25 protein-coding genes are annotated in these 21,765 nt (G+C 66.5%); 15 read left to right on the forward strand and 10 right to left on the reverse strand.

All coding sequences use genetic code 11. From position 1 onward, the window contains the following. Positions 1-12: 12 nt before the first annotated feature. Both ACX3PH_RS06940 and ACX3PH_RS06945 read right to left on the reverse strand, forming a co-directional pair. Positions 13-498: a DUF2231 domain-containing protein gene (locus ACX3PH_RS06940; RefSeq protein WP_459090781.1), complete on the reverse strand. Its 486-nt coding sequence runs from the start codon at positions 496-498 to the stop codon at positions 13-15. Then, the gene (locus ACX3PH_RS06945) at positions 498-938 is read right to left on the reverse strand and encodes a QcrA and Rieske domain-containing protein (protein ID WP_459090783.1); all 441 of its coding nucleotides are present in this window, start codon (positions 936-938) and stop codon (positions 498-500) included. The genes ACX3PH_RS06940 and ACX3PH_RS06945 overlap by 1 nt, the downstream gene beginning before the upstream one ends. Before the next feature lie 127 nt (positions 939-1,065). On the opposite strand from ACX3PH_RS06945, the gene ACX3PH_RS06950 reads away from it, so the two are divergent. Together ACX3PH_RS06950 and ACX3PH_RS06955 are read left to right on the forward strand one after the other, a co-directional pair. Beyond that, complete coding sequence (locus ACX3PH_RS06950) at positions 1,066-1,572, forward strand: sigma-70 family RNA polymerase sigma factor (RefSeq protein ID WP_459090785.1); 507 nt, start codon at positions 1,066-1,068, stop codon at positions 1,570-1,572. Then, positions 1,569-2,264 carry an anti-sigma factor family protein gene (locus tag ACX3PH_RS06955; RefSeq protein WP_459090787.1) on the forward strand — a complete coding sequence of 232 codons (696 nt, stop codon included), beginning with the start codon at positions 1,569-1,571 and terminating at the stop codon, positions 2,262-2,264. The genes ACX3PH_RS06950 and ACX3PH_RS06955 overlap by 4 nt, the downstream gene beginning before the upstream one ends. 13 nt (positions 2,265-2,277) lie before the next feature. Here ACX3PH_RS06955 and ACX3PH_RS06960 read toward each other — a convergent pair whose 3' ends face one another. Next, the gene (locus tag ACX3PH_RS06960; protein ID WP_459090789.1) at positions 2,278-3,150 is read right to left on the reverse strand and encodes an acyl-CoA thioesterase; all 873 of its coding nucleotides are present in this window, start codon (positions 3,148-3,150) and stop codon (positions 2,278-2,280) included. A gap of 79 nt (positions 3,151-3,229) precedes the next feature. On the opposite strand from ACX3PH_RS06960, the gene ACX3PH_RS06965 reads away from it, so the two are divergent. After that, a complete protein-coding gene (locus tag ACX3PH_RS06965; protein ID WP_459090791.1) occupies positions 3,230-3,907 on the forward strand; it encodes a hypothetical protein in 678 nt (225 codons plus the stop codon). Positions 3,908-3,919: 12 nt separating this feature from the next. On the opposite strand, the gene ACX3PH_RS06970 is transcribed toward ACX3PH_RS06965, so the two are convergent. Further along, a complete protein-coding gene (locus tag ACX3PH_RS06970; RefSeq protein WP_459090793.1) occupies positions 3,920-5,590 on the reverse strand; it encodes an FAD-binding dehydrogenase in 1,671 nt (556 codons plus the stop codon). Positions 5,591-5,652: 62 nt separating this feature from the next. Further along, positions 5,653-6,129 carry an Lrp/AsnC family transcriptional regulator gene (locus ACX3PH_RS06975; RefSeq protein WP_459090795.1) on the reverse strand — a complete coding sequence of 159 codons (477 nt, stop codon included), beginning with the start codon at positions 6,127-6,129 and terminating at the stop codon, positions 5,653-5,655. Positions 6,130-6,290: 161 nt separating this feature from the next. Here ACX3PH_RS06975 and pdhA point away from each other — a divergent pair, with 161 nt between their 5' ends. From pdhA to ACX3PH_RS06995, 4 genes are read left to right on the forward strand one after another with little or no spacing between them, the layout of a single operon-like run. Next, positions 6,291-7,424, forward strand: coding sequence for a pyruvate dehydrogenase (acetyl-transferring) E1 component subunit alpha (gene pdhA, locus ACX3PH_RS06980; protein ID WP_459090797.1), 1,134 nt, complete (start codon positions 6,291-6,293; stop codon positions 7,422-7,424). Then, a complete protein-coding gene (locus ACX3PH_RS06985) occupies positions 7,421-8,425 on the forward strand; it encodes an alpha-ketoacid dehydrogenase subunit beta (protein ID WP_459090799.1) in 1,005 nt (334 codons plus the stop codon). The genes pdhA and ACX3PH_RS06985 overlap by 4 nt, the downstream gene beginning before the upstream one ends. A 2-nt stretch (positions 8,426-8,427) precedes the next feature. Then, complete coding sequence (locus ACX3PH_RS06990) at positions 8,428-9,816, forward strand: dihydrolipoamide acetyltransferase family protein (RefSeq protein WP_459090801.1); 1,389 nt, start codon at positions 8,428-8,430, stop codon at positions 9,814-9,816. Between the two features lie 47 nt (positions 9,817-9,863). Continuing rightward, complete coding sequence (locus ACX3PH_RS06995; RefSeq protein WP_459090803.1) at positions 9,864-10,532, forward strand: VOC family protein; 669 nt, start codon at positions 9,864-9,866, stop codon at positions 10,530-10,532. Between the two features lie 40 nt (positions 10,533-10,572). On the opposite strand, the gene ACX3PH_RS07000 is transcribed toward ACX3PH_RS06995, so the two are convergent. Further along, on the reverse strand, positions 10,573-10,944 hold the full coding sequence (locus ACX3PH_RS07000) for a hypothetical protein (RefSeq protein WP_459090805.1): 372 nt from the start codon (positions 10,942-10,944) through the stop codon (positions 10,573-10,575). 104 nt (positions 10,945-11,048) lie between these two features. On the opposite strand from ACX3PH_RS07000, the gene ACX3PH_RS07005 reads away from it, so the two are divergent. Together ACX3PH_RS07005 and ACX3PH_RS07010 are read left to right on the forward strand one after the other, a co-directional pair. After that, entirely contained in the window at positions 11,049-11,381 is a 333-nt protein-coding gene (locus ACX3PH_RS07005) for a DUF7882 family protein (RefSeq protein WP_459090807.1), read from the forward strand. Beyond that, positions 11,378-11,635, forward strand: a complete 258-nt coding sequence (locus ACX3PH_RS07010) for a hypothetical protein (RefSeq protein ID WP_459090809.1) — start codon at positions 11,378-11,380, stop codon at positions 11,633-11,635. Before ACX3PH_RS07005 ends, ACX3PH_RS07010 begins: the two co-directional genes overlap by 4 nt. Before the next feature lie 58 nt (positions 11,636-11,693). Here the strand turns inward: ACX3PH_RS07010 and ACX3PH_RS07015 are convergent, their stop codons facing one another. Both ACX3PH_RS07015 and ACX3PH_RS07020 read right to left on the reverse strand, forming a co-directional pair. After that, complete coding sequence (locus ACX3PH_RS07015) at positions 11,694-12,377, reverse strand: hypothetical protein (protein ID WP_459090811.1); 684 nt, start codon at positions 12,375-12,377, stop codon at positions 11,694-11,696. Between the two features lie 174 nt (positions 12,378-12,551). Continuing rightward, positions 12,552-13,142 carry an SACE_7040 family transcriptional regulator gene (locus ACX3PH_RS07020; RefSeq protein ID WP_459090813.1) on the reverse strand — a complete coding sequence of 197 codons (591 nt, stop codon included), beginning with the start codon at positions 13,140-13,142 and terminating at the stop codon, positions 12,552-12,554. Between the two features lie 111 nt (positions 13,143-13,253). On the opposite strand from ACX3PH_RS07020, the gene ACX3PH_RS07025 reads away from it, so the two are divergent. The 5 genes from ACX3PH_RS07025 to ACX3PH_RS07045 are packed head-to-tail and all read left to right on the forward strand — an operon-like array spanning position 13,254 to position 19,381. Further along, positions 13,254-14,861, forward strand: a complete 1,608-nt coding sequence (locus ACX3PH_RS07025) for a carboxyl transferase domain-containing protein (protein WP_459090815.1) — start codon at positions 13,254-13,256, stop codon at positions 14,859-14,861. Then, positions 14,858-16,906: an acetyl/propionyl/methylcrotonyl-CoA carboxylase subunit alpha gene (locus ACX3PH_RS07030; RefSeq protein ID WP_459090817.1), complete on the forward strand. Its 2,049-nt coding sequence runs from the start codon at positions 14,858-14,860 to the stop codon at positions 16,904-16,906. The genes ACX3PH_RS07025 and ACX3PH_RS07030 overlap by 4 nt, the downstream gene beginning before the upstream one ends. Further along, entirely contained in the window at positions 16,903-18,063 is a 1,161-nt protein-coding gene (locus ACX3PH_RS07035; RefSeq protein WP_459090819.1) for an acyl-CoA dehydrogenase family protein, read from the forward strand. The genes ACX3PH_RS07030 and ACX3PH_RS07035 overlap by 4 nt, the downstream gene beginning before the upstream one ends. A 9-nt stretch (positions 18,064-18,072) precedes the next feature. Continuing rightward, positions 18,073-18,579, forward strand: coding sequence for a MaoC family dehydratase (locus ACX3PH_RS07040; RefSeq protein WP_459090821.1), 507 nt, complete (start codon positions 18,073-18,075; stop codon positions 18,577-18,579). Next, entirely contained in the window at positions 18,572-19,381 is an 810-nt protein-coding gene (locus ACX3PH_RS07045) for an HpcH/HpaI aldolase/citrate lyase family protein (protein WP_459090823.1), read from the forward strand. Before ACX3PH_RS07040 ends, ACX3PH_RS07045 begins: the two co-directional genes overlap by 8 nt. A gap of 94 nt (positions 19,382-19,475) precedes the next feature. Here ACX3PH_RS07045 and ACX3PH_RS07050 read toward each other — a convergent pair whose 3' ends face one another. Next, on the reverse strand, positions 19,476-19,931 hold the full coding sequence (locus tag ACX3PH_RS07050; RefSeq protein WP_459090825.1) for an Lrp/AsnC family transcriptional regulator: 456 nt from the start codon (positions 19,929-19,931) through the stop codon (positions 19,476-19,478). A 104-nt stretch (positions 19,932-20,035) separates the two neighbouring features. Here ACX3PH_RS07050 and ACX3PH_RS07055 point away from each other — a divergent pair, with 104 nt between their 5' ends. Then, the gene (locus tag ACX3PH_RS07055) at positions 20,036-20,920 is read left to right on the forward strand and encodes an EamA family transporter (RefSeq protein ID WP_459090827.1); all 885 of its coding nucleotides are present in this window, start codon (positions 20,036-20,038) and stop codon (positions 20,918-20,920) included. A 17-nt stretch (positions 20,921-20,937) separates the two neighbouring features. Here the strand turns inward: ACX3PH_RS07055 and ACX3PH_RS07060 are convergent, their stop codons facing one another. Beyond that, on the reverse strand, positions 20,938-21,705 hold the full coding sequence (locus tag ACX3PH_RS07060; protein WP_459090829.1) for an IclR family transcriptional regulator: 768 nt from the start codon (positions 21,703-21,705) through the stop codon (positions 20,938-20,940). Between the last annotated feature and the right edge of the window lie 60 nt (positions 21,706-21,765).

Below are 21,765 nucleotides of genomic sequence, written 5' to 3' on the forward strand. Positions count from 1 at the left end.
GACGCGAGCGGGTCAGGATGCCGGGACCGGCTCGTCACTGAAGTTCCCGGTCCACACGGCGCGGGCACCGGACTCGCCGATCTGCACAATGATCACCACCGATCCGGCGGCGACGGCGACCGCAGCTGCCGCCAGGATCACCGACACCACCATTCGAGCCCGTCCGGTCGTCTTAGCGAACCGGTGCCAGGCCCAGATTGCGAGTGCGACAACGAACAACGCGATCACCCAGGGGAGGATCGAGTTGCCGAGCGCCTCGTGCCGGTCGACCAGGGGCGTGCGTCCCACCCGCTCGGCCAGCCAGGTTCCGGCCGTGGTGGTGATGGGAACCATGACCAATGCGGCCAACGCGAGGACCTGAGGCAGCAGGCCGAGGCGCCGGCGGGCGGCCGGCCAGACTGCGGCGAGCACCACGGCAAGCGCGGCGACCGGAATCAGGACAACGGTGAGGTGCACCAGCAATGGGTGCAGTGGCAGGTCCCCGAACACCCAATCCATCAGGCGACCACCACCCGCCCGTCGGCAACCGTGACCTCGATTTCGATAAGGGGGCGGGTCGACGGTCCGTTCAACACGTCGCCGGTCGCCGCGTCGTAGCGGGACCCGTGGCATGGGCAGTCGAAGGACGCTCCCGCTGCTGCCACGACACAACCCTGATGGCGGCAGATCGCACTGAACGCCATCGCCTTGCCCTCCTCCGGCTGGGACAGGAGCACGGCAGAACCATCCACCTGAACGCCCAGCGAGCCGCCGACGGGAATATCGGCGAGCACTGCCAACTCGGTGCCCGGCTGCAGGCCGGTCGGTTCGGATGCGCCGGGTTCAGGGCTTTCAGCCGCGGGGGAGCAGGCTGCCAGTGCCAGCACGGATGCCCCGGCCACGGTGGCGCTGCCGGCCACGATCAGTCCACGCCGGGTCAGGATCGGAAGTTCAGTCACGAATCTCTACTTTCTCGTCAATCGCAAGGGCTGTGTGCTTACTCTATGAACGAGAGCCGCTCGCATCCGGTTCATTGTGAGTGAACTTTCGGTGCCGCCGTGACGTATCTCAGGTGGGAGGTGTGTGATGGCCGACAGCCAGGCGGAGGCGCTGCGCGCGCTTCACGACGAGCACGCGCCCGCCCTGTGGCGTTACGTCGTGTGGCTGTGCGGAGACCGCGAGCTGGCGGAGGACGTGGTGCAGGAGACACTGTTGCGCGCGTGGAAGCGTCCGGTGCAGCTCGAGGCCTCCGGAACATCCGCTCGTGCGTGGCTGTTCACTGTCGCCCGCAACCTGGTCATCGACGAGTACCGGAGCGCGCACTCCCGGCACGAATCGCCTGCCGCCGTGATGCCGGAACGGGTGAGCGCAGATCACACCGACAGCGTCCTGGACGCCTGGCTGGTATCGGATGCTCTCGCCCAGCTTTCGCCTGAGCATCGCGTTGTCGTCGTGCACGCCTACTACCGGGGGCTCTCGGTGGCGGCGATCGCCCGCATCCTCGAAATTCCGGAGGGGACCGTCAAGTCCAGGCTCCACTATGCGCTGAGGTCGATGCGGCTCGCGCTGCAGGAGAGGGGGCTGACCGAATGAGCGAACACGATGAGCTTCGCGACTGGGATGCCGCCTATCTGCTCGGCTCGCTGTCGACGGATGACCGGCGACGGTACGAGCGGCACCTCGCCGACTGCGAGGAGTGTGCGTCGTCGATGGCTGAACTGGCCGGGATGCCGGGCCTGCTCGGAAAGGTGCCGGCCGCCGACGCGGACGACCTGCTGGAACGCGTTCCTCCGCAGGCTCCCGACCTCATGCCGCAGCTGGCCGGCCACGTTGCACGCGGTCGTAGCCAGAAGCGCCGCAGGGTGCGGCGGTGGGCGGTCGCGCTCGCAGTCGCCGCCGCCGTGGCTGCGGGGGCGATCGGTGCCGTTGTCGTCCCGGGGCTCCTGGCGACCATGGAACCCGAGCCGGCGAGCGTTGCCCTGGAGCTGGAACGGGTGACGCCGTCGCCACTGGTGGCGAGCATCCGCCTGGTGGAAGAGCAATGGGGAACGCTCGTCGAGATGGAGTGCCGCTACGATGCCGGCGATCCGTACTCGGAGCCGGTCGAGTACGCGATGTACGTGACGGATGATGCCGGTGACGAGGTGAGGGTCGCCACCTGGTCGGCGGCACCGGGGCAGACCGTGACGCCGTCCGGAACGGCGTCGGTCGGGCTGGCCGAGATCCGCTCTGTCGAGGTTCGCTCCGTCGCCGACGGAACGGTACTGCTGCGCGGGACCCCGTGAGGCGTCAATACAGTCAGTCGGCGCGGGGCACCCGCACCATGCCCTCCTGGGCGACACTGGCCAGCAACACGCCGTCACGGCTGTAGATGCGGCCGAGGGAGAGCCCGCGCCCTCCGGTGGCGGTCGGGGATTCCTGAACGTAGAGCATCCACTCGTCCACCCGCCCGAAGCGATGCCACCACATGGCGTGGTCCAGGCTCGCCACCTTGATGCCGGGGGTGGACCAGGCGACGCCATGCCGCCGGAAGATCGGTTCGAGCAGCGAATAGTCGCTCACGTAGGCGAGTGCCGCGCGGTGCAGGTTCTCATCGTCGGGCAAACGGTCGGTCGACCTCATCCAGACCGCCTGGTGCGCCACATGCTCGCCCTCCACCGAGAAGTAGATGGGGGAGGGAACGTGGCGGATGTCGAAAGGCCGGTCGCTCGCCCAGCTGCGGGCCACCACATCCGTGTTGTCACCCAGCACCTCGGTGACCGAGGGCAGAGATTCCGGGTCCGGGAAGCCTTCTGGCATCGGCGTCTGGTGGTCCAGGCCCTCATCCTCATCCTGGAACGATGCGATGAGCGACAGGATCGGCAACGCCGATTGGTACGCCTGCACCCGGCGGGTGGAGAAGGATCGTCCATCGTGGATGCGGTCGACCGAGAAGGTGATCGGCTCATCGACGGCTCCGGGGCGCAGGAAGTAGCCGTGCATGGAATGGATCGGGCGGTCTTCGGCGACGGTGCGCATCGACGCCACCAGCGACTGGGCGAGAACCTGCCCGCCGAAAACCCGTCCGAGCGGTGTCCACTGGCTGTGACCGGTGTAGATGTCTTCGCTGGTCCTCGCTCCGGTGTCGGTCAGGTCGAGTGCCGTGAGCAGCTTGTCCAGCGGTCGAGTCATGCCATCTCCTGCGATTCTGGGGGGGTTCACACGGCCGGGATACCCGACTACCGCCGTTGATAGGTAGTTTAGGTTGCAGATGAGCAACACATTCTCCCTCGTGGATTCCCTCGCACTCGACGATCTGCACACCTTCCTCAGCCGCGCCGGTCGCATTGAGGAGGGCTCCGTGCGCCTGATCGCAGGTTCCGGCGTGCTCGCGGCATACGTCGCGGTGCTCTATCCGGTCGGCCTGCGCGACGAGAGCCCGACGGTGCTGGGCCTCCGCACCTTCGCCCTCACCGATCAGTCGACATTCGATGCCGTCGTTCCGCTGAGGAGCCTCATCGAGAGGCTGGTGCGCCTTCAGAACGCTGAGCGCGACCGCTCCGAGACGGTGACGGTCGGGCTTCCGATCGAGGTGAACACGGCGACCTGGGCGGCGATCTCGCCTCCGCGAGGTGGCTGGCTGCAATTGGAGCCGACGGAGCCGCGGATGCTCGAAGAGGTGGCCAAGTCGGGAATCGACGAGATCAAGGAGGCTGTTCCGGATGAGATCGGCGAGCAGATCCTTCGTCGAGTGCGCTCCGAGGTGTGGAGTCGGCCGATCCCGACCCTCGAACACGTTCCGGCCGGAGCGGCCTTCGCGGCGATGACCCTTGGTTTCCTGGCGACGGATGCCCCGGTCAGCATTTACGAGACCGGCCCGTGGACGCGGCTCACCTCATTAGGCGGACACACCCTGGTGCGTCGGAAGTCGTGGACCCTGCTGCACTAGCTCCGTGGAACCCTACAGTCTCGCGACGGCGCGGCCGGCTGTGCGACCGGTGAACAGGCATCCGCCCAGGAAGGTGCCTTCCAGTGACCGGTAGCCGTGCATGCCGCCGCCCCCGAAACCGGCGACCTCGCCTACCGCGTACAGCCCCGGCACCGGCTTGCCGGCAGAATTCAGCGCCTGCGCATTCAGGTCGGTCTGGATGCCGCCAAGGCTCTTGCGGGTCAGGATGTGCAGCTTGACCGCGATCAGCGGGCCGGCTTTCGGGTCGAGCACCTTGTGCGGCTTCGCCACCCGGATCAGCTTGTCGCCGCGATACTTGCGGGCCTGGCGCAGGGCATTCACCTGCGCGTCCTTCGAGAAGGCATTGTCGATCTCGCGATCCCGGTACTCGACCTCGAGGCGCACCTGCTCGGCGTCGATGGTCACCTCGGGGGAGAGGCGCTGCATTCCTGCGAGCAGTTCGTCGAGCGTGTCGGCGACCACGAAGTCCGCGCCCTTCTCCTTGAACGCCTCCACCGGGCCCGGAGCGCCCTTCTTCACGCGTTGCAACAGCAGCTTCAGGTCCTTACCGGTCAAATCGGGGTTCTGCTCGCTGCCGCTGAGGGCGAACTCCTTCTCGATGATCTTCTGGGTGAGCACGAACCAGCTGTGTTCGTGGCCGGCCTGGAGAATGTGCTCGAGTGTGCCGAGCGTGTCGAACCCGGGAAACAGGGGAACCGGGAGGCGCTTGCCGGTTGCGTCCAGCCAGATGCTGGACGGGCCGGGCAGGATGCGGATGCCGTGCCTGGCCCACACAGGCGCATAGTTCTCGATGCCCTCGACGTAGTGCCACATGCGGTCGCCATTGACCAGGCGAGTGCCCGCCTTCTCACTGATGGCCAGCATCCGCCCGTCCACGTGCGCCGGAACGCCGGAGAGCATGGACTTCGGGGGAGTGCCCATGCGCTTCGGCCACTGCTCACGAACCAGGTCGTGGTTGCCGCCGATGCCGCCACTGGCGACGATGACAGCGTCGGCGCGGTACTCGAAATCGGTCACGAACTCGCGGTTGCTCGCCTCGCCGCGCTCGGCGTCATCCGGCGCCAGCACCGAACCGCGCACGCCCACCACGGCGCCGTTCTCGACCATCAGCTCGTCGACCCGGTGACGGAAGGCGAGTGAGACCAGCCCGGCACCCACCCCGGCACGCACCCGGGCGATGAAGGGCTCCAGGATGCCAGGGCCCGTGCCCCACACGATATGGAACCGTGGGACGGAGTTGCCGTGCCCATTCGCGGTGTATCCGCCGCGCTCCGCCCAGCCGACCACGGGGAAGAACTTGACCCCCAAGCCGGCTAGCCACTCGCGCTTTTCGGCGCCGGCGAACTCGAGGTAGGCCTCAGCCCACTTCTTCGCCCAATCGTCTTCGTCGCGGTCGAAGCCCGCCGTGCCGAACCAGTCCTGGTGGGCCAGCGCGCGGCTGTCCTTCACGCCCATCCTGCGCTGCTCCGGGCTGTCGACCAGGAACAGGCCGCCGAACGACCACCACGCCTGCCCGCCGAAGCTGGCTTCCGGTTCCTGCTCGACGATGATGACCCGCTTGCGGGCGTCCACCAGCTCTGCGGCGGCGACCAGCCCGGCCAAGCCTGCTCCGACGACGATCGCGTGCGGTTGGTCCTGGGTTTTCAGGGACTGGTCCGGCATCCGTCGCTCCTTCGCACGTCGTCATCGTCGATCGCTGACGTTGTTCGATGCTATCGCCGAGTTCAGTCGGTGAGGCGCGGCCCGACCTCGAGCAGAGGGTCCATGCGGAAGGGGATCAGCTCGCCCATCGCGAGCGAGGTTTCGGTGCGTTCGACACCGGGAACGGCGAGCACCTTGCCGTTGACCCGGAACAGGTCCTCGGCGTCGGCGGCCACCACGCGCACCAGCAGGTCGGCAGGTCCACTGAGGCCGAAACCCTCGATGACCTCCGGAATTTGAGCAATCTGCTCAACGATCTCCGGCAGGCTGGGCTGGTGCAGGTGCACCGTGATGAAGGCGGTCAGCCGATAGCCGAGTGCTTCCGGGTTGATGCGGCGATCGAAAGGGAAGAGGGCGCCCCGCGACTCGAGGCCGGACATCCGCGCCTGCACTGTGTTCCTGGACAGTCCGAGTCTTTGGGCGAGCGCCACGACGGTGCCTCGAGGGTCGGTGATCATGGCCCGAAGGAGCCGGATGTCGGTGGTGTCCACTCGTCGCATAACGTGACGTTAGCACTGTCGAAAGCCTTGCGATAGAGCATTATGCTCAGTCAAATTGCGGATGCTTGAACCTCCTGCCATATCGACGTACTCTGGAGCAACATCTGGCAACGGTGCCCGAGCTCCACAAGAGCGGGAACCGCCGACAACGGAGCAAACAAATGTTGCGTGCAACCAACGTGCCTGAGGCCACAACCGACCTCAACCTTCTCGGCCACCCGGAAGACCTCATCCAGCTGCTCACCCCGACGGGTGAGCGGGTGACGGACCCGAGCTACGACAGCTGGGTTTCCGACGTCACCGACGAGCAACTGGTCTCCCTCTACGAAGACATGGTGGTCGTTCGTCGTATCGACACGGAGGCGACAGCCCTCCAGCGCCAGGGCCAGCTGGGACTGTGGCCGCCGCTGCTCGGGCAGGAAGCTGCCCAGATCGGCTCCGCCCGCACCCTCCGCTCCGACGACTTCGTCTTCTCCAGCTACCGTGAAAACGGGGTTGCCTACTGCCGGGGCGCCGACCTCACCGACATGATTCGACTCTGGCGCGGAGTGGGCCACCACGGCTGGAACCCGTTCGACATCAACATGGCCACGCCTGCGGTCATCATCGGCGCCCAGACACTGCACGCCACCGGCTACGCCATCGGCTGCAAGAAGGATGGGGTCGACTCGGTCGCCATCTCCTACTTCGGCGACGGGGCGACCAGCCAGGGCGATGTGAACGAGGCCATGGTCTTCGCCGCCAGCTTCAAGGCCCCGGTGATCTTCTTCTGCCAGAACAACCAGTGGGCGATTTCTGAACCGGTCGGCCTGCAGGCAACCCGCCCGATCGCCGACCGTGCCCCAGGCTTCGGCATCCCCAGCATGCGAGTCGACGGCAACGACGTTCTCGCGGTCATGGCGGCCACCCGGGTGGCACTCGATCGCGCCCGCCGCGGCGACGGCCCGACCTTCATCGAAGCGGTCACCTACCGGATGGGCCCGCACACCACCTCCGACGACCCGAGCCGGTACGTCGACCCCGAGGTGCAGGAGGAGTGGGCGGCCAAAGACCCGATCATCCGCCTGGAACGCCTCTTACAGGCCAGGGGCCTGCTCACCGACGAGGTGTCCGCAGCGGTCAAGGCCAAGGCAGACGCGGTCGCGGGGGAGATGCGCGACGGATGCTACGGGCTCGAGGCTCCGGAAGCACTCACCGTCTTCGACAATGTGTACGCGACGCCGCACTCCTTGCTGGAGCGGCAGAAGAGCCAGTACTCGGCCTATCTCGCGTCGTACGAAGGGGGCGCGAAATGAGCCTGTTGTCACTTTCCGCCGCCATCAACTCCGGACTTCGGAGTGCGCTCGCCGACGACCCCAAGGTGGTGCTCCTCGGTGAGGACATCGGCACGCTCGGGGGCGTATTCCGCGTCACCGATGGCCTGCAGAAGGAGTTCGGCGCCGACCGCGTCATGGACACCCCGCTCGCCGAGGCCGGAATCATGGGAACTGCCGTCGGTCTCGCCTTCCGCGGGTACCGCCCGGTGGTCGAGATCCAGTTCGACGGCTTCATCTACCCGGCGTTCGACCAGATCGTCGCCCAGGTGGCCAAGCTGCACTACCGCACGGGCGGCAAGGTGAAGATGCCCATCACCATCCGAGTTCCGTACGGCGGTGGCATCGGCGCGGTCGAGCACCACTCCGAATCGCCTGAGGCGTACTTCGCCCACACTGCCGGACTGCGGGTGGTCACCTGCTCGAACCCGCAGGATGCGCACACCATGATCCGCCAGGCGATCGCCTGCGACGACCCGGTGCTGTTCTTCGAGCCGAAGCGCCGCTACTGGGTCAAGGGCGACGTCGATGAAGACATCAGCAACGCACCCTCCATGGAGCGCGCACACGTGGTGCAGGAGGGGACGGATGTCACGCTCGTCGCCTACGGACCCCTGGTGATCACCGCTCGGGATGCTGCGCTCGCCGCAGCCGATGAGGGAATCTCGGTTGAGGTCATCGACCTGCGGTCGCTTGCGCCCATCGACTTCGCCGCCGTGGAGGCATCCGTTCGCAAGACCGGCCGCCTGGTGATCACGCACGAAGCCTCGCAATACGGCGGAATCGGGGCCGAGGTGGCTGCCAGCATCACCGAACGCTGCTTCTTCCACCTGGAGGCTGCACCGGCCAGGGTCACCGGTTTCGACGTTCCATACCCGGCGGCGAAGCTCGAAGAGCACTACCTTCCCGACCTCGATCGCATCCTCGACGCGGTTGACCGCGTCATGGGCCGCGAGAACTCCCTCACCGGCTGGAGCGCCTGACCATGGCAGTCAAAGAATTCGCAATGCCGGACCTCGGTGAAGGTCTCACCGAGTCGGAACTGGTTTCATGGAACGTCGCCGTCGGAGACACCGTCGAGCTCAACCAGGTGATCGCCGAGGTTGAGACCGCGAAGGCGCTCGTGCAGCTGCCGTCGCCGTTCGCCGGAACGGTGTCGCAGCTCTTCGTCGAGCCGGGCACCACAGTGCTGGTCGGGTCGCCGATCGTGGCTATCGAGGTTGAAGGCGGAGAGGGAACGGATGCCTCGGGCAAGCCGGTCGCCGAAGCCTCGCCGTCAGGCGAGCGCAACTCGGTGCTCGTCGGCTACGGGCCGCCCGTTGAGGGCACCGGACGGCCGACGCGCCGTGCTCGGAGCGGTGGGGCCGCGCCGGCCGCGCCGGCCCAGCCTGAAAAGCTTGGGCCCACGCCGCCGGTTCCGAACGGTGCGCCAGCATCGGTCGGCCGTGCGGTGGGGAGCGAGCCCGTCGAGACCCCGGTCGCAACGGCAAGTTCCCCAGCACCGGTGAAGGAACGCCCGCGCTCCACCCCACCGGTCCGCAAACTCGCAGCAGATCTGGGCATCGACCTCGCCACAGTCACCGGCAGCGGCCCGGACGGCCTGATCACCCGCGACGACGTCAAGGCGCATTCGGAGGCTCCGACGGCATCCGCTGCACCTGCATCGTCTCGCGAGCGGGAGACGCGCACTCCGATCAAGGGGGTGCGCAAGCACACCGCCGCTGCCATGGTGTCGAGCGCGTTCACCGCGCCGCACGTCAGCGAGTTCCTCACCGTCGATGTGACACCCACGATGGAGCTGCTCGAGTCGATCAAGGCGAACCGTGCGTTCGCCGGACACCGCATCAACATCCTCACGGTCGTCGCGAAGGCGATTCTCATCGCGATCTCCCGCAACCCGTCGGTGAATTCCCGGTGGGACGAGGCGGCGGGCGAGATCGTGCAGTTCGGCTACGTCAACCTCGGCATCGCGGCGGCGACGCAGCGCGGCCTGATCGTGCCGAACATCAAGGACGCCGACCAGCTCGACCTGGTCGGGCTGGCGGATGCCATCGGCACCCTCACCGAGACCGCACGCGCCGGAAGCACCAGCCCGGCCGATCTCGGTGGTGGAACGATCTCCATCACCAACATCGGTGTCTTCGGCATCGACGCCGGCACGCCCATCCTGAACCCGGGGGAGGCCGCCATCCTGGCGATGGGAGCCATCCGCCGCCAGCCGTGGGAGTACCAGGGTGAGGTCGCGCTGCGCAGCGTCATGACGCTCAGCCTGTCGTTCGACCACCGGTTGGTCGACGGTGAGCAGGGGTCGCGCTTCCTGGCGGATGTCGGCACCATCGTCTCGAACCCGGGCATGATCCTGACGATGGTCTAGGAGTTCACGCCCTTGACCGCATCCGACCGGGTGCTCAGACTGGGGACATGAGCGACGCGAAGGCAACACTGGGTCCGCAGAACAGCGCGAGCGAGCTCGAGGGCACCGCATTCGTGCACCTCGACGGCGTGCTGTACGGCAAGTACAAGACCGACGACTTCGAGGGCGCGGCGGCCCTGGTGGCGCAGGTCGCGCAACTGGCGGATACGCAGAATCACCACCCGGACATCCGCCTCGGCTACGGGTCGGCCGAGTTTGAACTCAGCTCACACGATGCCGGGGGTGTCACCGAGCGCGACATAAAGCTGGCTCGCGGCATCCATGGGCTCGCGGACGCACTCGGCGCGACCGTCGAACCGGTTCAGCGCCAGCGGCACGAACTGGCGATCGACTGCGTGGATGCCGACGCGGTGCGCGATTTCTGGCGGGTTGGAATGGGTTACGTGGAATCGGAGTCCGACGGCGACGGCGACATCGACCTCGTCGACCCGACCGGCCAAGGCCCGAAGGTGTGGTTCCAGCACATGGACCCCCCGCGCACCGATCGCAACCGCATCCACATCGACGTCTACGTGCCGACCGCGGATGCCGAACAGCGAGTGCGGGACGTGGTCGCAGCCGGCGGCTTCCTGCTGACCGACGAGTTCGCCCCCGACTGGTGGGTGCTGGCCGACATCGAGGGCAACGAGCTCTGCATCTGCACGTCAGACGCCTGAACGCCGGACCGGGCAGCCGCTGCTGCACCGGTGACGTCGGTCAGGCGTGCCCGGTCGCCGCGTCAAGGTCGGGATAGTCGAGTCCGAGGTCCTTCATGTCGGGAACGTCGGTCATCTCTGACGGCCAGGTTGGGCGTGACGGCTGGAGTTTCAGTGTCCGCGTCTCCAGTTCTGCGATGGCCTCGGTGTCAAACGGCTCATCCTGGCTGTTCTCCACCGGTGTCGAGAACATCTGGCTGGCCGGCCCAATCAGCAGGTGGGCGTAGGCGAGGCTTCCCCCCTCTGTCACGACCGGGAGCATCACCACATCCGCCTTGCCCGCATCGGCCAAAGCGCGGGCATAGCGGAGCACGGCCTTGCAGGTGTTGTCTGCCATCAACATGCTTCCGCCGGCGAAGTAGAGGCGTCTCATGCCCGCCAGTCTTCAACGGTGCGACGGCGCAGGCAAGGGGTACCTTTGTGCGCAGTTTGCGGGTAGGAAAGGGGTGAGACAACACACGCTACGGAGGCGAGGCCATGGGGACGCTGTCGTATGACTCAACGTTCACTGCTGATTTCGACGACCGTGTGCTCGCGCACCTGCAGATCGTGATCGGGGCGAAGCTTCGCCGAAACGAGTCGTTCTACTTCAGTTGGAAGGACGATGCGCGCATCGGTGATGGGCGCACGACCATCTGGTTGCATCCCGCTATCCCGCTGGTCTACAAGTACTTCGGCAGCCGGATGCCTGCGATCAACCGGGCATGGGTTGAGGAGCTGACGCTGTCGGCCAACACGCCGGGCGGGCTCCAGATCGTGCGTGAACCTGAGCCGGCAGCGCCGTCGGCCAACGACAACGGTGCACGATGAAGCGCATCGACGTGATTTACGGCGGCATTCGCTACACCATCGCCAATCGTGAGGTGGCGGAGCTGAAAGCGGAGATCACGGATGCCGTGACCAGCGGTATTCCCCACTGGCTTCCCGTCAACCACGGCGAGGGCACGCTCCATGAGGCTGAGCTGCTGATCACTGCCGGAGTCGACATTGCGGTGATGGGACTCGACCCGGACATCCAGGACGATCGCTCCGAAGGGAATGCGACGCTCCCCGGTGCCTTCTGACGGGCGCCCTGCGGCGAGCAAAGGGCTACGGGATGAGCTTCGTCGGGTATGTCACTACTTACTCCGGCGGTGTGGGGTTGAGCGGAGTGTTGTTGTCCCACGTCCTCAGGTAGCCTGCCCGTCCACGTTCGGCGGAGACGATGAAGTAGGTAAGCCCGTAGATGAAACCAGCCACCACGCTGAGCAGCGCAGGTGCGGCCAGAGCGCCGGTGATGGTGGCGACGAGGAGCCCGCCCAGGGCCGCATTGACGACGGAGATGAAGACCATGCTGCTGCCGGCGACGTGGCTGAACGCACTCCGCTTCCCGAGAAAGTAGTAGGTGCGGGTCGAGCCGGCGAGGTCATCGTGCTGGCTTGTCATCAGGTACGGCGCAACACCCGGATCGAGGTCGACGTAGGCGGCACGCAGTCGATTCATGGCCAGTACGTACCCGAGGTCTTCCAGTCCGACATTCATCACGCGCAGCTGGGTGAGGACCCCGACGAGGCAGACGAAGCCGAGGACAACTACCGCGAAGACGATGAAAGCGTCAGAGAATCCGGTTGCTTGGCCGACCAGCGCGAGACTGACGAGCCCGGCGGAAACGAGGGTCAGGAACATGTTGATGCGGGTAAGCACCTCGCTTTGGGTGGTGCTGCGCGACGCGAGCAGGCTCCAATGCTCGGTGGCGAGCAGTTGTGCCCGCATCGAAAGTGGAACCGGGTGAACGTCCTCGGGCGGCACAGCCGCCTGCTCCGTCATGCGGCCATTATGCGCCGCCGTGCACACGATGGGAATGATTTCCCGCGCATCCGCCGCGCATCGCGCCTGATGGGAGGAGAAACTCGTCCCGCGGTGGAAAAACTTCCCTCAAAGAGTGCGGATGGCCGAAAAGCTCTCTCAATTGTGCCGGGGGAGCGGTGAGTGCGGCAGCGCTCAGCTGGTGAGCGCCGCCCAGGCCATCTGCTCGAGCAGGTCGCGTGTAGCGCCGCGCGGGGAGGGGCGCGCGCTGTGCGGCGTCGAGTTGATCAGCCCGAAGGTGGCGTGCGAACGGATGCGCAACTCGACCGGGTCGGTGCCGGGCTCGAGGCGTGCCAGTACCGAGACCCAGAGTTCGACGTATCCGCGCTGCAGGGCGCGAACGGCGTGCCGATCGGCATCCGCCAGCGAATCCAGGTCGCGATCCTGCACCCGGATGACGTGCGGGTTGGCGAGTGCGAAGTCCACATGGAAGCGGATGAGCGCACGCAGGGCGGTCGCATCGTCTCGCGCCGCCGTCACCACCCGATGGCCGCCTTGTTGCAGGCGCTCGCTGACTTCGACGAGCAACGCCGCGAGCACCGCCTGCTTGCTGGGGAAGTGCCGGTACACCGCCGGACCGCTCACGCCGGCAGCGGCCCCCAGGTCTTCCATCGACACCCGATCGAAGCCACGCTCGGCGAACAGGCGGGCAGCGGATGCGAGCAGCACCGCACGACGGTCAGCCTTCGCCTGCTCGCGGGCGGTCGGAAACGTCGTCTCGCTCATGCTCGCTCCCGTCCTAGACAAATCAGTTAATGAACACTAACCTAAATCTAGTTAACCAGCACTAACTGAAACCATTTCGCGCACGCGCGACGGGAGCGGAAAGCAGCGTCGATGGAAACCCTCGTCAGCAAGATCGATCCGAACAGCGACACCTTCCGTGACAACGATGCCGCCCAGCGGCAGCTGGTCGCAGAACTGCACGAGCGGCTCGCGAAGACAGCACTCGGGGGCCCAGAGAAGTCACGCAAGCGCCACGTCTCCCGAGGCAAGTTGCTGCCCCGGGACCGCGTCGACCAACTGCTCGACAACGGCAGCCCATTCCTCGAGATTGCACCACTGGCAGCCAACGGCATGTACAACGACGACTCCCCGGGCGCGGGAGTCATCGCCGGGATCGGCCTGGTGAACGGCCGGCACGTCATGGTGCTGTCGAACGACGCCACGGTCAAGGGCGGCACCTACTACCCGATGACGGTGAAAAAGCACCTGCGCGCCCAGGAGATCGCGCTCGAGAACCGGATTCCCTGCATCTACCTGGTCGACTCCGGCGGCGCTTTCCTGCCGAAACAGGACGACGTCTTCCCCGACCGTGACCACTTCGGCCGCATCTTCTACAACCAGGCGCGGATGTCTGCGGCTCGGATTCCGCAGATCGCCTCCGTCATGGGGTCCTGCACCGCCGGCGGCGCCTATGTTCCTGCGATGAGCGACGAGACGGTGATCGTCAAGAACCAGGGCACGATCTTCCTCGGCGGCCCGCCGCTGGTGAAGGCTGCCATCGGCGAGATCGTCACGGCGGAGGAACTCGGTGGCGGAGACCTGCACTCGCGCACCTCCGGCGTCACCGACCACCTGGCCGAGAACGACACCCACGCACTCGAGATCGTGCGCAGCATCGTCGAGACCCTCCCTACGCCTCGCGAGACCGCCTGGGAGGTGATCGAGACGCGCGACCCGGTCGCCGACGAGTCCGAGTTGTACGGCGTCGTCCCCACCGATGTGCAGTCACCATACGACGTGCGCGAGGTGATCGCCCGCCTGGTCGACGCCAGCGAGTTCCACGAATTCAAGAAGGAGTACGGAACGACCCTGGTGACTGGTTTCGCCCGCCTCCACGGGCATCCGGTCGGCATCGTGGCCAACAACGGAGTGCTGTTCAGTGAGTCAGCCCTGAAAGGCGCCCACTTCATCGAGTTGTGCGACCAGCGCGGCATCCCGCTCATCTTCCTGCAGAACATCTCCGGGTTCATGGTCGGCAAGGACTATGAGGCCGGCGGCATCGCCAAGAACGGCGCCAAGATGGTGACTGCGGTCGCCACCACGCGCGTGCCCAAGTTCACCGTCGTCATCGGCGGATCGTTCGGCGCGGGCAACTATTCGATGTGCGGGCGGGCGTACTCGCCGAAATTCCTCTGGATGTGGCCGGCCAGCCGCATCTCCGTCATGGGCGGCGCGCAGGCGTCATCGGTACTGTCCACCATCCGCCGGGAACAACTCGAAGGCCGTGGCGAGGAGTGGTCGGCAGGAGACGAAGCCGCCTTCAAGGCGCCCATCGCCGAACAGTACGAAAGCCAGGGCAACCCCTACTATTCGACCGCACGCCTCTGGGACGACGGGGTGATCGATCCGGGCGACACGCGTCGCATCCTGGGTCTCGCCCTCGACGTCTGCTCCACCGTCCCGCTCGCCGACCCGGCCTTCGGCCTGTTCAGGATGTGATCCCGTTGCCCCAGGAGTTCTCCACCGTCCTCGTCGCCAACCGCGGCGAAATCGCCTGCCGCGTCATCCGCACGCTGCGTGCCATGGGCATCCGCTCGGTAGCCGTCTACAGCGACGCCGACCGTAACGCCCGCCACGTGCGGATGGCGGACGTCGCCGTGCGCATCGGACCGGCGCCGGCCCAGGCCAGCTACCTGAACATCGACGCTGTCGTCGCCGCAGCGCAGGCCACCGGCGCTGAAGCTATCCATCCCGGTTACGGGTTCCTCTCCGAGAACGTCGACTTCGCCCGCGCCCTCGAGGCAGCCGGAATCGCCTTCATCGGCCCGGGAGTGCACGCGCTCGATCTCATGGGCGACAAGATCCGGGCCAAGACGCACGTCAAGTCCCATCAGGTGCCGGTGATCGCCGGGATCGCCGAACCGGGGCTGACGGATGCCCAGCTCATCGCGGCCGCAGAAGACGTCGGCTACCCACTGCTGATCAAGCCATCGGCCGGGGGTGGCGGCAAGGGCATGCACGTCGTCGAGCGGTCGGGGGACCTCGCAGAGACGCTGGTCACCGCCCGCAGGGTCGCGGCCGCAGCCTTCGGCGACGACACCCTCTTCCTCGAGCGCTACCTGGCAACGCCGCGCCACATCGAGGTGCAGGTGCTCGCCGACAGCCAAGGGAACGTGATCCACCTGGGTGAGCGGGAGTGCTCACTGCAACGCCGGCACCAGAAGGTGATCGAAGAAGCACCATCTCCGCTGCTCGACTCCGAGACCCGCGCCCGCATCGGCGAGGCCGCCTGCGAGGTGGCCCGCAGCGTCGGCTATGTGGGCGCCGGAACGATCGAGTTCCTCGTCTCCGACAACGCGCCGACCGACTTCTTCTTCATGGAGATGAACACGCGCCTCCAGGTGGAGCACCCGGTCACCGAATTGGTGACCGGAATCGACCTGGTGGAGTGGCAGTTGCGCATCGCAGCCGGTGAGCCGCTGAGCCTGGTGCAGGATGATATCCGCCTGACCGGGCATGCCGTCGAAGCGCGCGTCTACGCGGAGAGCCCGGCTCGCGGGTTCCTGCCGACCACCGGCAGCGCCCTGGTGCTCGACGAGCCGCAGGGCGACGGCGTTCGGGTGGACTCGTCGCTGGTGCAGGGCCTGGAGGTCGCATCGAACTACGACCCGATGCTGTCGAAGGTGATCGCCTGGGGTGTAGACCGTGCCGAGGCCCTGGCGCGACTGGACGGCGCGCTCGCCTCGACCACGGTGCTCGGCATCGAGACCAACATCGACTACCTGCGCCACCTCATCGCGGACCCCGCAGTGCAGGCTGGAAACCTGGAGACCGGGCTGATCGAGCGGATGTTGCCATCGCTGGAGTTCCGTGGCGCGGATGACGCGCTGCTGGCGGTCGCCGCGCTGGTCGTGCACTCTCGCGAGACCAGTCCGGGAAGTGCCTGGCACCGCGACGGCTGGCGCCTCGGCCCACACGTGGCCTCCCGATACCGCATCGCCGCATCCGCCACCGACCAGGTCGACGTCCTCATCTCCGGGGCGGTGGATGCCGCCACCATCGCAATCGGCGACGGCGCACGGCGGCCGGCGGCACTGAGCTGGCAGGGCGACACCACCGTCAGCCTGGAGCTCGACGGACGCGTGACGCGCTATCGCGTGGCCGTGGACGGCGACACGGTATGGGTCGGCGACCACGGATTCGCGATCGACCTGAAACTGGTGAGCCGCTCCCAGCAGCTCGCCGACCAGTTGAACGCCATCACCAGGGTGGCCGGTGCGGCAGACCCCGACGTACGCTCGCCCATGCCGGGCACGGTCGTCGTCGTGAACGTGACCAGCGGCGACTCCGTCACCGTCGGCCAGACCCTCCTCACAGTCGAGGCGATGAAGATGGAGCACAAGCTCCTCGCCACCGTCGACGGCATTGTCACCATCACCGCCAAACCAGCCGACCTGGTCAAACTCGACCAGGTCGTCGCCAGCATCGCTCCCCACACCATCGCTCCCCAGGAGGGAGCAGAACAGGAAGAGGCACACTCATGACCTTCCAGCTCAGCGAAGACGAACAAGACCTGTACGACACCGTTCTCGACTTCGCGCGCGAAGTGATCGCACCGATCTCCTACGAGGCCGACCGCGAACACCGGCTGCCGATGGACGTGGTCGCCCAGATGGGTGAGATGGGCCTGTTCGGCCTGCCGTTCCCGGAAGAGTACGGCGGACAGGGCGGCGACGTGATGGCGCTGGGCCTCGCCATCGAGGCGATCGCCACCCAGAACCAGTCGCTGGCCATCACCCTCGAGGCCGCAGTCGGCCTGGGCGCCCTCCCGGTGTTCCGGCACGGCACCGAGGAGCAGAAGCGGGAGTACCTGCCAGACCTCACCGCAGGCAAGGCGTTCGCCGGCTTCGGCCTCACCGAGGCAGAGGCGGGGTCGGATGCCGGTGCTACGCGTACCACGGCCGTGCTCGACGGCGGCGAGTGGGTGGTCAACGGCAGCAAGCAGTTCATCACCAACTCCGGCACCCCGATCACCCGCTTCGTGACCGTCACCGCGGTCACCGGCCAGACCACCCGCGACGACGGAAAGGCCGTCAAGGAGCTGTCGACCATCATCGTTCCGAACGGAACGCCAGGCTTCACCGTGGAGCCCGCGTACGACAAGCTCGGCTGGAACTCGTCTGACACGCATCCGCTGACCTTCAACAACGCCAAGGTTCCCGAGGCCAACCTGTTGGGGGAGCGTGGGCGCGGATACGCGAACTTCCTGCAGACACTCGATGACGGGCGCGTCGCCATCGCCGCGCTGGCGACCGGTGCTGCGCAGGGCTGTGTTGACGAATCCGTCGCGTACGCCAAGTCGCGCAACACCTTCGGCAAGCCGATCGGATCGTTCCAGGCGATCTCGTTCATGATCGCCACAATGCAGTCCCGGGTGCACGTCTCGCGCCTGGCCTGGCATGAGGCGGCGCGCCGCGCATCCGCCGGCCTCCCGTACAAGACCGAGGCGGCCATCGCCAAACTGGTCTCCAGCGATGCGGCCATGAGAAACGCCCGCGACGCCACCCAGATCTTCGGCGGCTACGGTTTCATGAACGAGTCATTGGTGGCACGCCACTATCGTGACTCGAAGATCCTCGAGATCGGTGAGGGTACGAACGAGGTACAGCTCATGGTGATCGCCCGCGAGCTCGGTTTCTAGGAGGTAGTCATGGCCACGGAGCCAGAAGTGTCCAGCGAACAAAAAGTCGTCGAACAGCGCGGGCTCTACTACGAGGAGTTCGAGCTGGGCACCCGCTACCTGCACCGGCCGGGGCGCACCGTGACGGAGACTGACAACGTGCTGTTCACCACCATGACGATGAACATGCAGTCACTGCACCTGGATGCCGCCTGGTCAGCCGAGCAGCCGTTCGGCCAGCGCCTGATGAACTCGATGTTCACCCTCGCCACCCTGGTCGGGGCATCCGTCGCCCAGCTCACGCAGGGGACCATCGTGGCCAACCTGGGGTTCACCGAGGTGACGTTCCCGCACCCGCTCTACCACGGTGACACCATGTACTCGGAGACCGTCGTCAACGACAAGCGCCTGTCCTCTTCGCGGCCGGGGCAGGGAATCATCACCCTCACCCACACCGCGAAGAACCAGCACGGCGACGTGGTGGCGACCGCCGTGCGCTCGGTGATGGTCTGGTGCAAGGACGCCCACAATGGCTGACTTCTCGATGGGGCCGGCCATTCTGTTCTGCCCGGCCGACCGGCCCGACCGCTACGAGAAGGCGTCGGAGCGGGCGGATGCCGTCATCCTCGACCTGGAGGACGCCGTCTCGGCCGAAGCGAAAGATTACGCGCGTGAGGCTGTTGCCGTCTCCAAGCTGGACCCGGCACGCACCATGGTCCGGGTGAACCCGGCGAGCACCGGCGACCTGGACTGTGATCTCACCGCTGTCTCGCGGACGAGCTACCGCACCGTGATGCTGGCGAAGGCCGAGCATCCGTCGCAGCTTGAAGCGCTTTCCGGCTTCGACGTCGTCGCCCTCATCGAAACTGCGACCGGGGTGTTGAACGCTGCCGCGATCGCTGCCGAGCCGAACGTGGTCGGGCTGATGTGGGGCGCCGAAGACCTGATCGCATCCCTCGGCGGCACGTCGAGCCGCTTCCCGGACGGTCAGTACCGCAACGTTGCGAGTCACGCGCGTTCGACGGTGCTGCTGGCCGCCGGCGGGAACGGCAAGGCGGCCATCGACGCCATCTACGCGAACATCCCCGACCTGGAAGGGCTGGCAGTGGAGGCAGCGGATGCCGTCGCCTCCGGCTTCACCGCGGCAGCGTGCATCCACCCGTCGCAAGTCGCGGTCATTCGCGCCGAGTACCTGCCCAGTGACGCTGACCTCGCCTGGGCACGCTCGGTGCTGGCGGCCGCCGAAAACGAGCGCGGCGTCTTCCAGTTCGACGGGCAGATGGTGGACGGCCCCATCCTGAAGCACGCGCAGAAGCTGCTGCGGCGCGCGGGTCGCTAGCCGACCCGCTCCCTGAGCTTGTCGAAGCGGGCCACCCGGCCCTCACCCGTCAGTTCCGGACACAGGCGCCGCGGGGGCGTGTGCAGGCCTGTCGCTAACTGACGGGTGTAGCAATACCCGGTGTGCGCGGCGGCACGGGTGTCGACTGGATGATCGACGTCGTTGTTTGCCCGTACAGCAAGAACTGGTCGAGCACTTCCTCAAACGTCGTCAGGTTGGTGGCGTGCACCTTGATCAGGAAGCAGTCCTCGCCGGTGATGCGGTGGCATTCGCTCACCTGCGGGATGCTCTTCGCGAGTTCGGCGATCTTCGGCAGCTGACCCGGCCCTGGCTTGACCCGGACGAACGCGGCAACGGGAAGCCCCAACGCCGCAGGGTCCACGTCGAGGCGGTAGCCCCTGATCGCCCTGGACTCTTCGAGCCGCCGCAGCCGTTCGCGGGCTGTCGGGACCGAGACACCTACCTGCCTGGCGAGCTCTGCCACCGGCATCCGTGGTGCATAGTCAAGCTGGCGCAGGATCGATCGATCGAGTTGGTCGAGTTCTGTCATCATAAAAGAATACGCACAAAGCACTTACGATCCGCAAAGCCAAAGGCTTCCGCAGCGATTGTTCGTCATGGTCGTGACCCGTTGCTGCTTGGCAGCATTGAGGTATGTCCAGCACATCATCCGCAACCCCGGTACAGCTCAGCGCGCTGACCGACCGAGTGCCCGCCCCGGTGTTTTTCGTCACGAGTGCGACGTTCCACTATCTCGGCCCGGCGTTTGCTGTGCTCCTGTTCGTGAGTATCGACGTCATGGGAGTCGCCTGGCTCCGAATCGCCTCAGCTGCCCTGATCTTCGCGCTCTGGCGTCGGCCCTGGCGGGTCTGGGCTTCGTCCAACTGGCAGCAGCGGCGACTTCTTGTAGCCCTCGGTGTGGTGCTCGGAGCGATGAATGGAGTGTTCTACCTGGCGATCGAACGATTGCCGCTCGGCACGGTGGGCGCCATCGAATTCCTCGGCCCGATCTTCCTGGCAGCCGTCGGCATCCGCTCGCTTCGCAACGTCGCGGCACTCGCCCTGGCCGTGGCGGGGGTGTACCTTCTGGCCGACGTCCATTTCGAGGCAGAACCGCTGGGCCTTCTCTTCGCGTTTGCGAACTGTGCGCTCTTCGCCGTCTATGTCGTTCTCGGCCATCGGCTGGCGGAGAACGGGGGAGCGTCCGGCATCGATCGGTTGGGGGCCGCCATGCTGATCGCCATGATTGTCGTTGCCCCGTTCGGGATCGTCGACGCGTTCGCGACGGTCACCGCCCCGTTCTTGCTGCTTGCCGCCGTCGGTGTCGGGGTCTGCTCCTCGGTCATCCCTTACGTCTGCGATCAGCTGGCGATGGCCAGGATCCCTCGGGCGACTTTCGCGCTGATGCTCTCGCTGCTGCCCGCAACGGCTACGGTCATCGGAATCATCGTTCTGCTCCAGATTCCGAGCTGGCTGGAGCTCGTGGGCGTGGTGCTGGTCATCGCTGGCATCTTCGCGCATCAGCAGAAGCGAGCCTGACGGGGCAGGACCGGTCGCTACAGCCGGCCGCGGATGCGCCGGGTGAGGGTGTCTGCTGCAGAGCGCACCGCACGCCCGAGGCGGGACAGTTCGGCGTCGTCGACGATCGTGCGTCGGAAAGTCAGCCCGACGGATGCCGCCGGGTACCCGTTGTGGTCGAGTACGACGGCCGCGACGGAGGCGTAGTCGAGGTTGATGTCGCCGTCCTCCACCGCCCACCCGCGCTCCCGCGCATCCGCCAGCAATGCCGAAAGGGCGGGGACATCCGCGGGTCCCGTCGTCGTGCGCAGCGGCAGCGGTTCGCCGGGGGAGTAGATAGCAGCGAACTGCGCCTCTGGCAGCGCAGCGAGCATCGCGCGCCCGGTAGCCGTCAGGTGAGCGGGCAGCCGCACGCCGATGCTGGTGACGACTGCCGGCGCTCGGGCGGCCGCAACCTTCGACGCGTAGACCACATCGCTGTGCTGCAGCACCCCGAGGTGTGCCACTAGCGGAAGCTTCGTCTCACCGACGAGGCGTCCCAGCACGGGCCCCGCGAGACGGGCGAGGGTGTCGGAGGCGCTCACCGAGGACCCGAGCTCGGCGATCAGCGGGCCGAGCGCATAGCCCTGGTGTTCGGGCGAGTGCACCACGAATCCCTCATCCTGCATCACCCGCAACAGGTGGTAGACGGATGATCGTGGCAGCTCCAGGTCGCGACTCACCGTCGACGCGCGCACGGGCCCGCTGTGCCCAGCCAGGTACTTGATGACCCGCAGGGTGTCCGTGGCGGCAGGAACGCTGCTCATCCGGCTCCTTCCGTGCGAGTGTCTGGGATACCAGACAGCATATCCTGCAAAGGTCGTCCA

The sequence above is a fragment of the Homoserinimonas sp. A520 genome (genome assembly GCF_054489245.1).

Coding starts and splice junctions, on each gene's coding strand:
- ACX3PH_RS07035 (WP_459090819.1), top strand. CDS start 16,903: ATGACCTTCCAGCTCAGCGAAGACGAACAAGACCTGTACGACACCGTT.
- ACX3PH_RS07060 (WP_459090829.1), bottom strand. CDS start 21,705: ATGAGCAGCGTTCCTGCCGCCACGGACACCCTGCGGGTCATCAAGTAC.
- ACX3PH_RS06995 (WP_459090803.1), top strand. CDS start 9,864: ATGAGCGACGCGAAGGCAACACTGGGTCCGCAGAACAGCGCGAGCGAG.
- ACX3PH_RS07000 (WP_459090805.1), bottom strand. CDS start 10,944: ATGAGACGCCTCTACTTCGCCGGCGGAAGCATGTTGATGGCAGACAAC.
- pdhA (WP_459090797.1), top strand. CDS start 6,291: ATGTTGCGTGCAACCAACGTGCCTGAGGCCACAACCGACCTCAACCTT.
- ACX3PH_RS07040 (WP_459090821.1), top strand. CDS start 18,073: ATGGCCACGGAGCCAGAAGTGTCCAGCGAACAAAAAGTCGTCGAACAG.
- ACX3PH_RS07015 (WP_459090811.1), bottom strand. CDS start 12,377: ATGACGGAGCAGGCGGCTGTGCCGCCCGAGGACGTTCACCCGGTTCCA.
- ACX3PH_RS07025 (WP_459090815.1), top strand. CDS start 13,254: ATGGAAACCCTCGTCAGCAAGATCGATCCGAACAGCGACACCTTCCGT.
- ACX3PH_RS07010 (WP_459090809.1), top strand. CDS start 11,378: ATGAAGCGCATCGACGTGATTTACGGCGGCATTCGCTACACCATCGCC.
- ACX3PH_RS07050 (WP_459090825.1), bottom strand. CDS start 19,931: ATGACAGAACTCGACCAACTCGATCGATCGATCCTGCGCCAGCTTGAC.
- ACX3PH_RS07020 (WP_459090813.1), bottom strand. CDS start 13,142: ATGAGCGAGACGACGTTTCCGACCGCCCGCGAGCAGGCGAAGGCTGAC.
- ACX3PH_RS07045 (WP_459090823.1), top strand. CDS start 18,572: ATGGCTGACTTCTCGATGGGGCCGGCCATTCTGTTCTGCCCGGCCGAC.
- ACX3PH_RS06975 (WP_459090795.1), bottom strand. CDS start 6,129: ATGCGACGAGTGGACACCACCGACATCCGGCTCCTTCGGGCCATGATC.
- ACX3PH_RS06990 (WP_459090801.1), top strand. CDS start 8,428: ATGGCAGTCAAAGAATTCGCAATGCCGGACCTCGGTGAAGGTCTCACC.
- ACX3PH_RS07055 (WP_459090827.1), top strand. CDS start 20,036: ATGTCCAGCACATCATCCGCAACCCCGGTACAGCTCAGCGCGCTGACC.
- ACX3PH_RS06955 (WP_459090787.1), top strand. CDS start 1,569: ATGAGCGAACACGATGAGCTTCGCGACTGGGATGCCGCCTATCTGCTC.
- ACX3PH_RS07005 (WP_459090807.1), top strand. CDS start 11,049: ATGGGGACGCTGTCGTATGACTCAACGTTCACTGCTGATTTCGACGAC.
- ACX3PH_RS06965 (WP_459090791.1), top strand. CDS start 3,230: ATGAGCAACACATTCTCCCTCGTGGATTCCCTCGCACTCGACGATCTG.
- ACX3PH_RS06970 (WP_459090793.1), bottom strand. CDS start 5,590: ATGCCGGACCAGTCCCTGAAAACCCAGGACCAACCGCACGCGATCGTC.
- ACX3PH_RS06960 (WP_459090789.1), bottom strand. CDS start 3,150: ATGACTCGACCGCTGGACAAGCTGCTCACGGCACTCGACCTGACCGAC.
- ACX3PH_RS06950 (WP_459090785.1), top strand. CDS start 1,066: ATGGCCGACAGCCAGGCGGAGGCGCTGCGCGCGCTTCACGACGAGCAC.
- ACX3PH_RS06940 (WP_459090781.1), bottom strand. CDS start 498: ATGGATTGGGTGTTCGGGGACCTGCCACTGCACCCATTGCTGGTGCAC.
- ACX3PH_RS06985 (WP_459090799.1), top strand. CDS start 7,421: ATGAGCCTGTTGTCACTTTCCGCCGCCATCAACTCCGGACTTCGGAGT.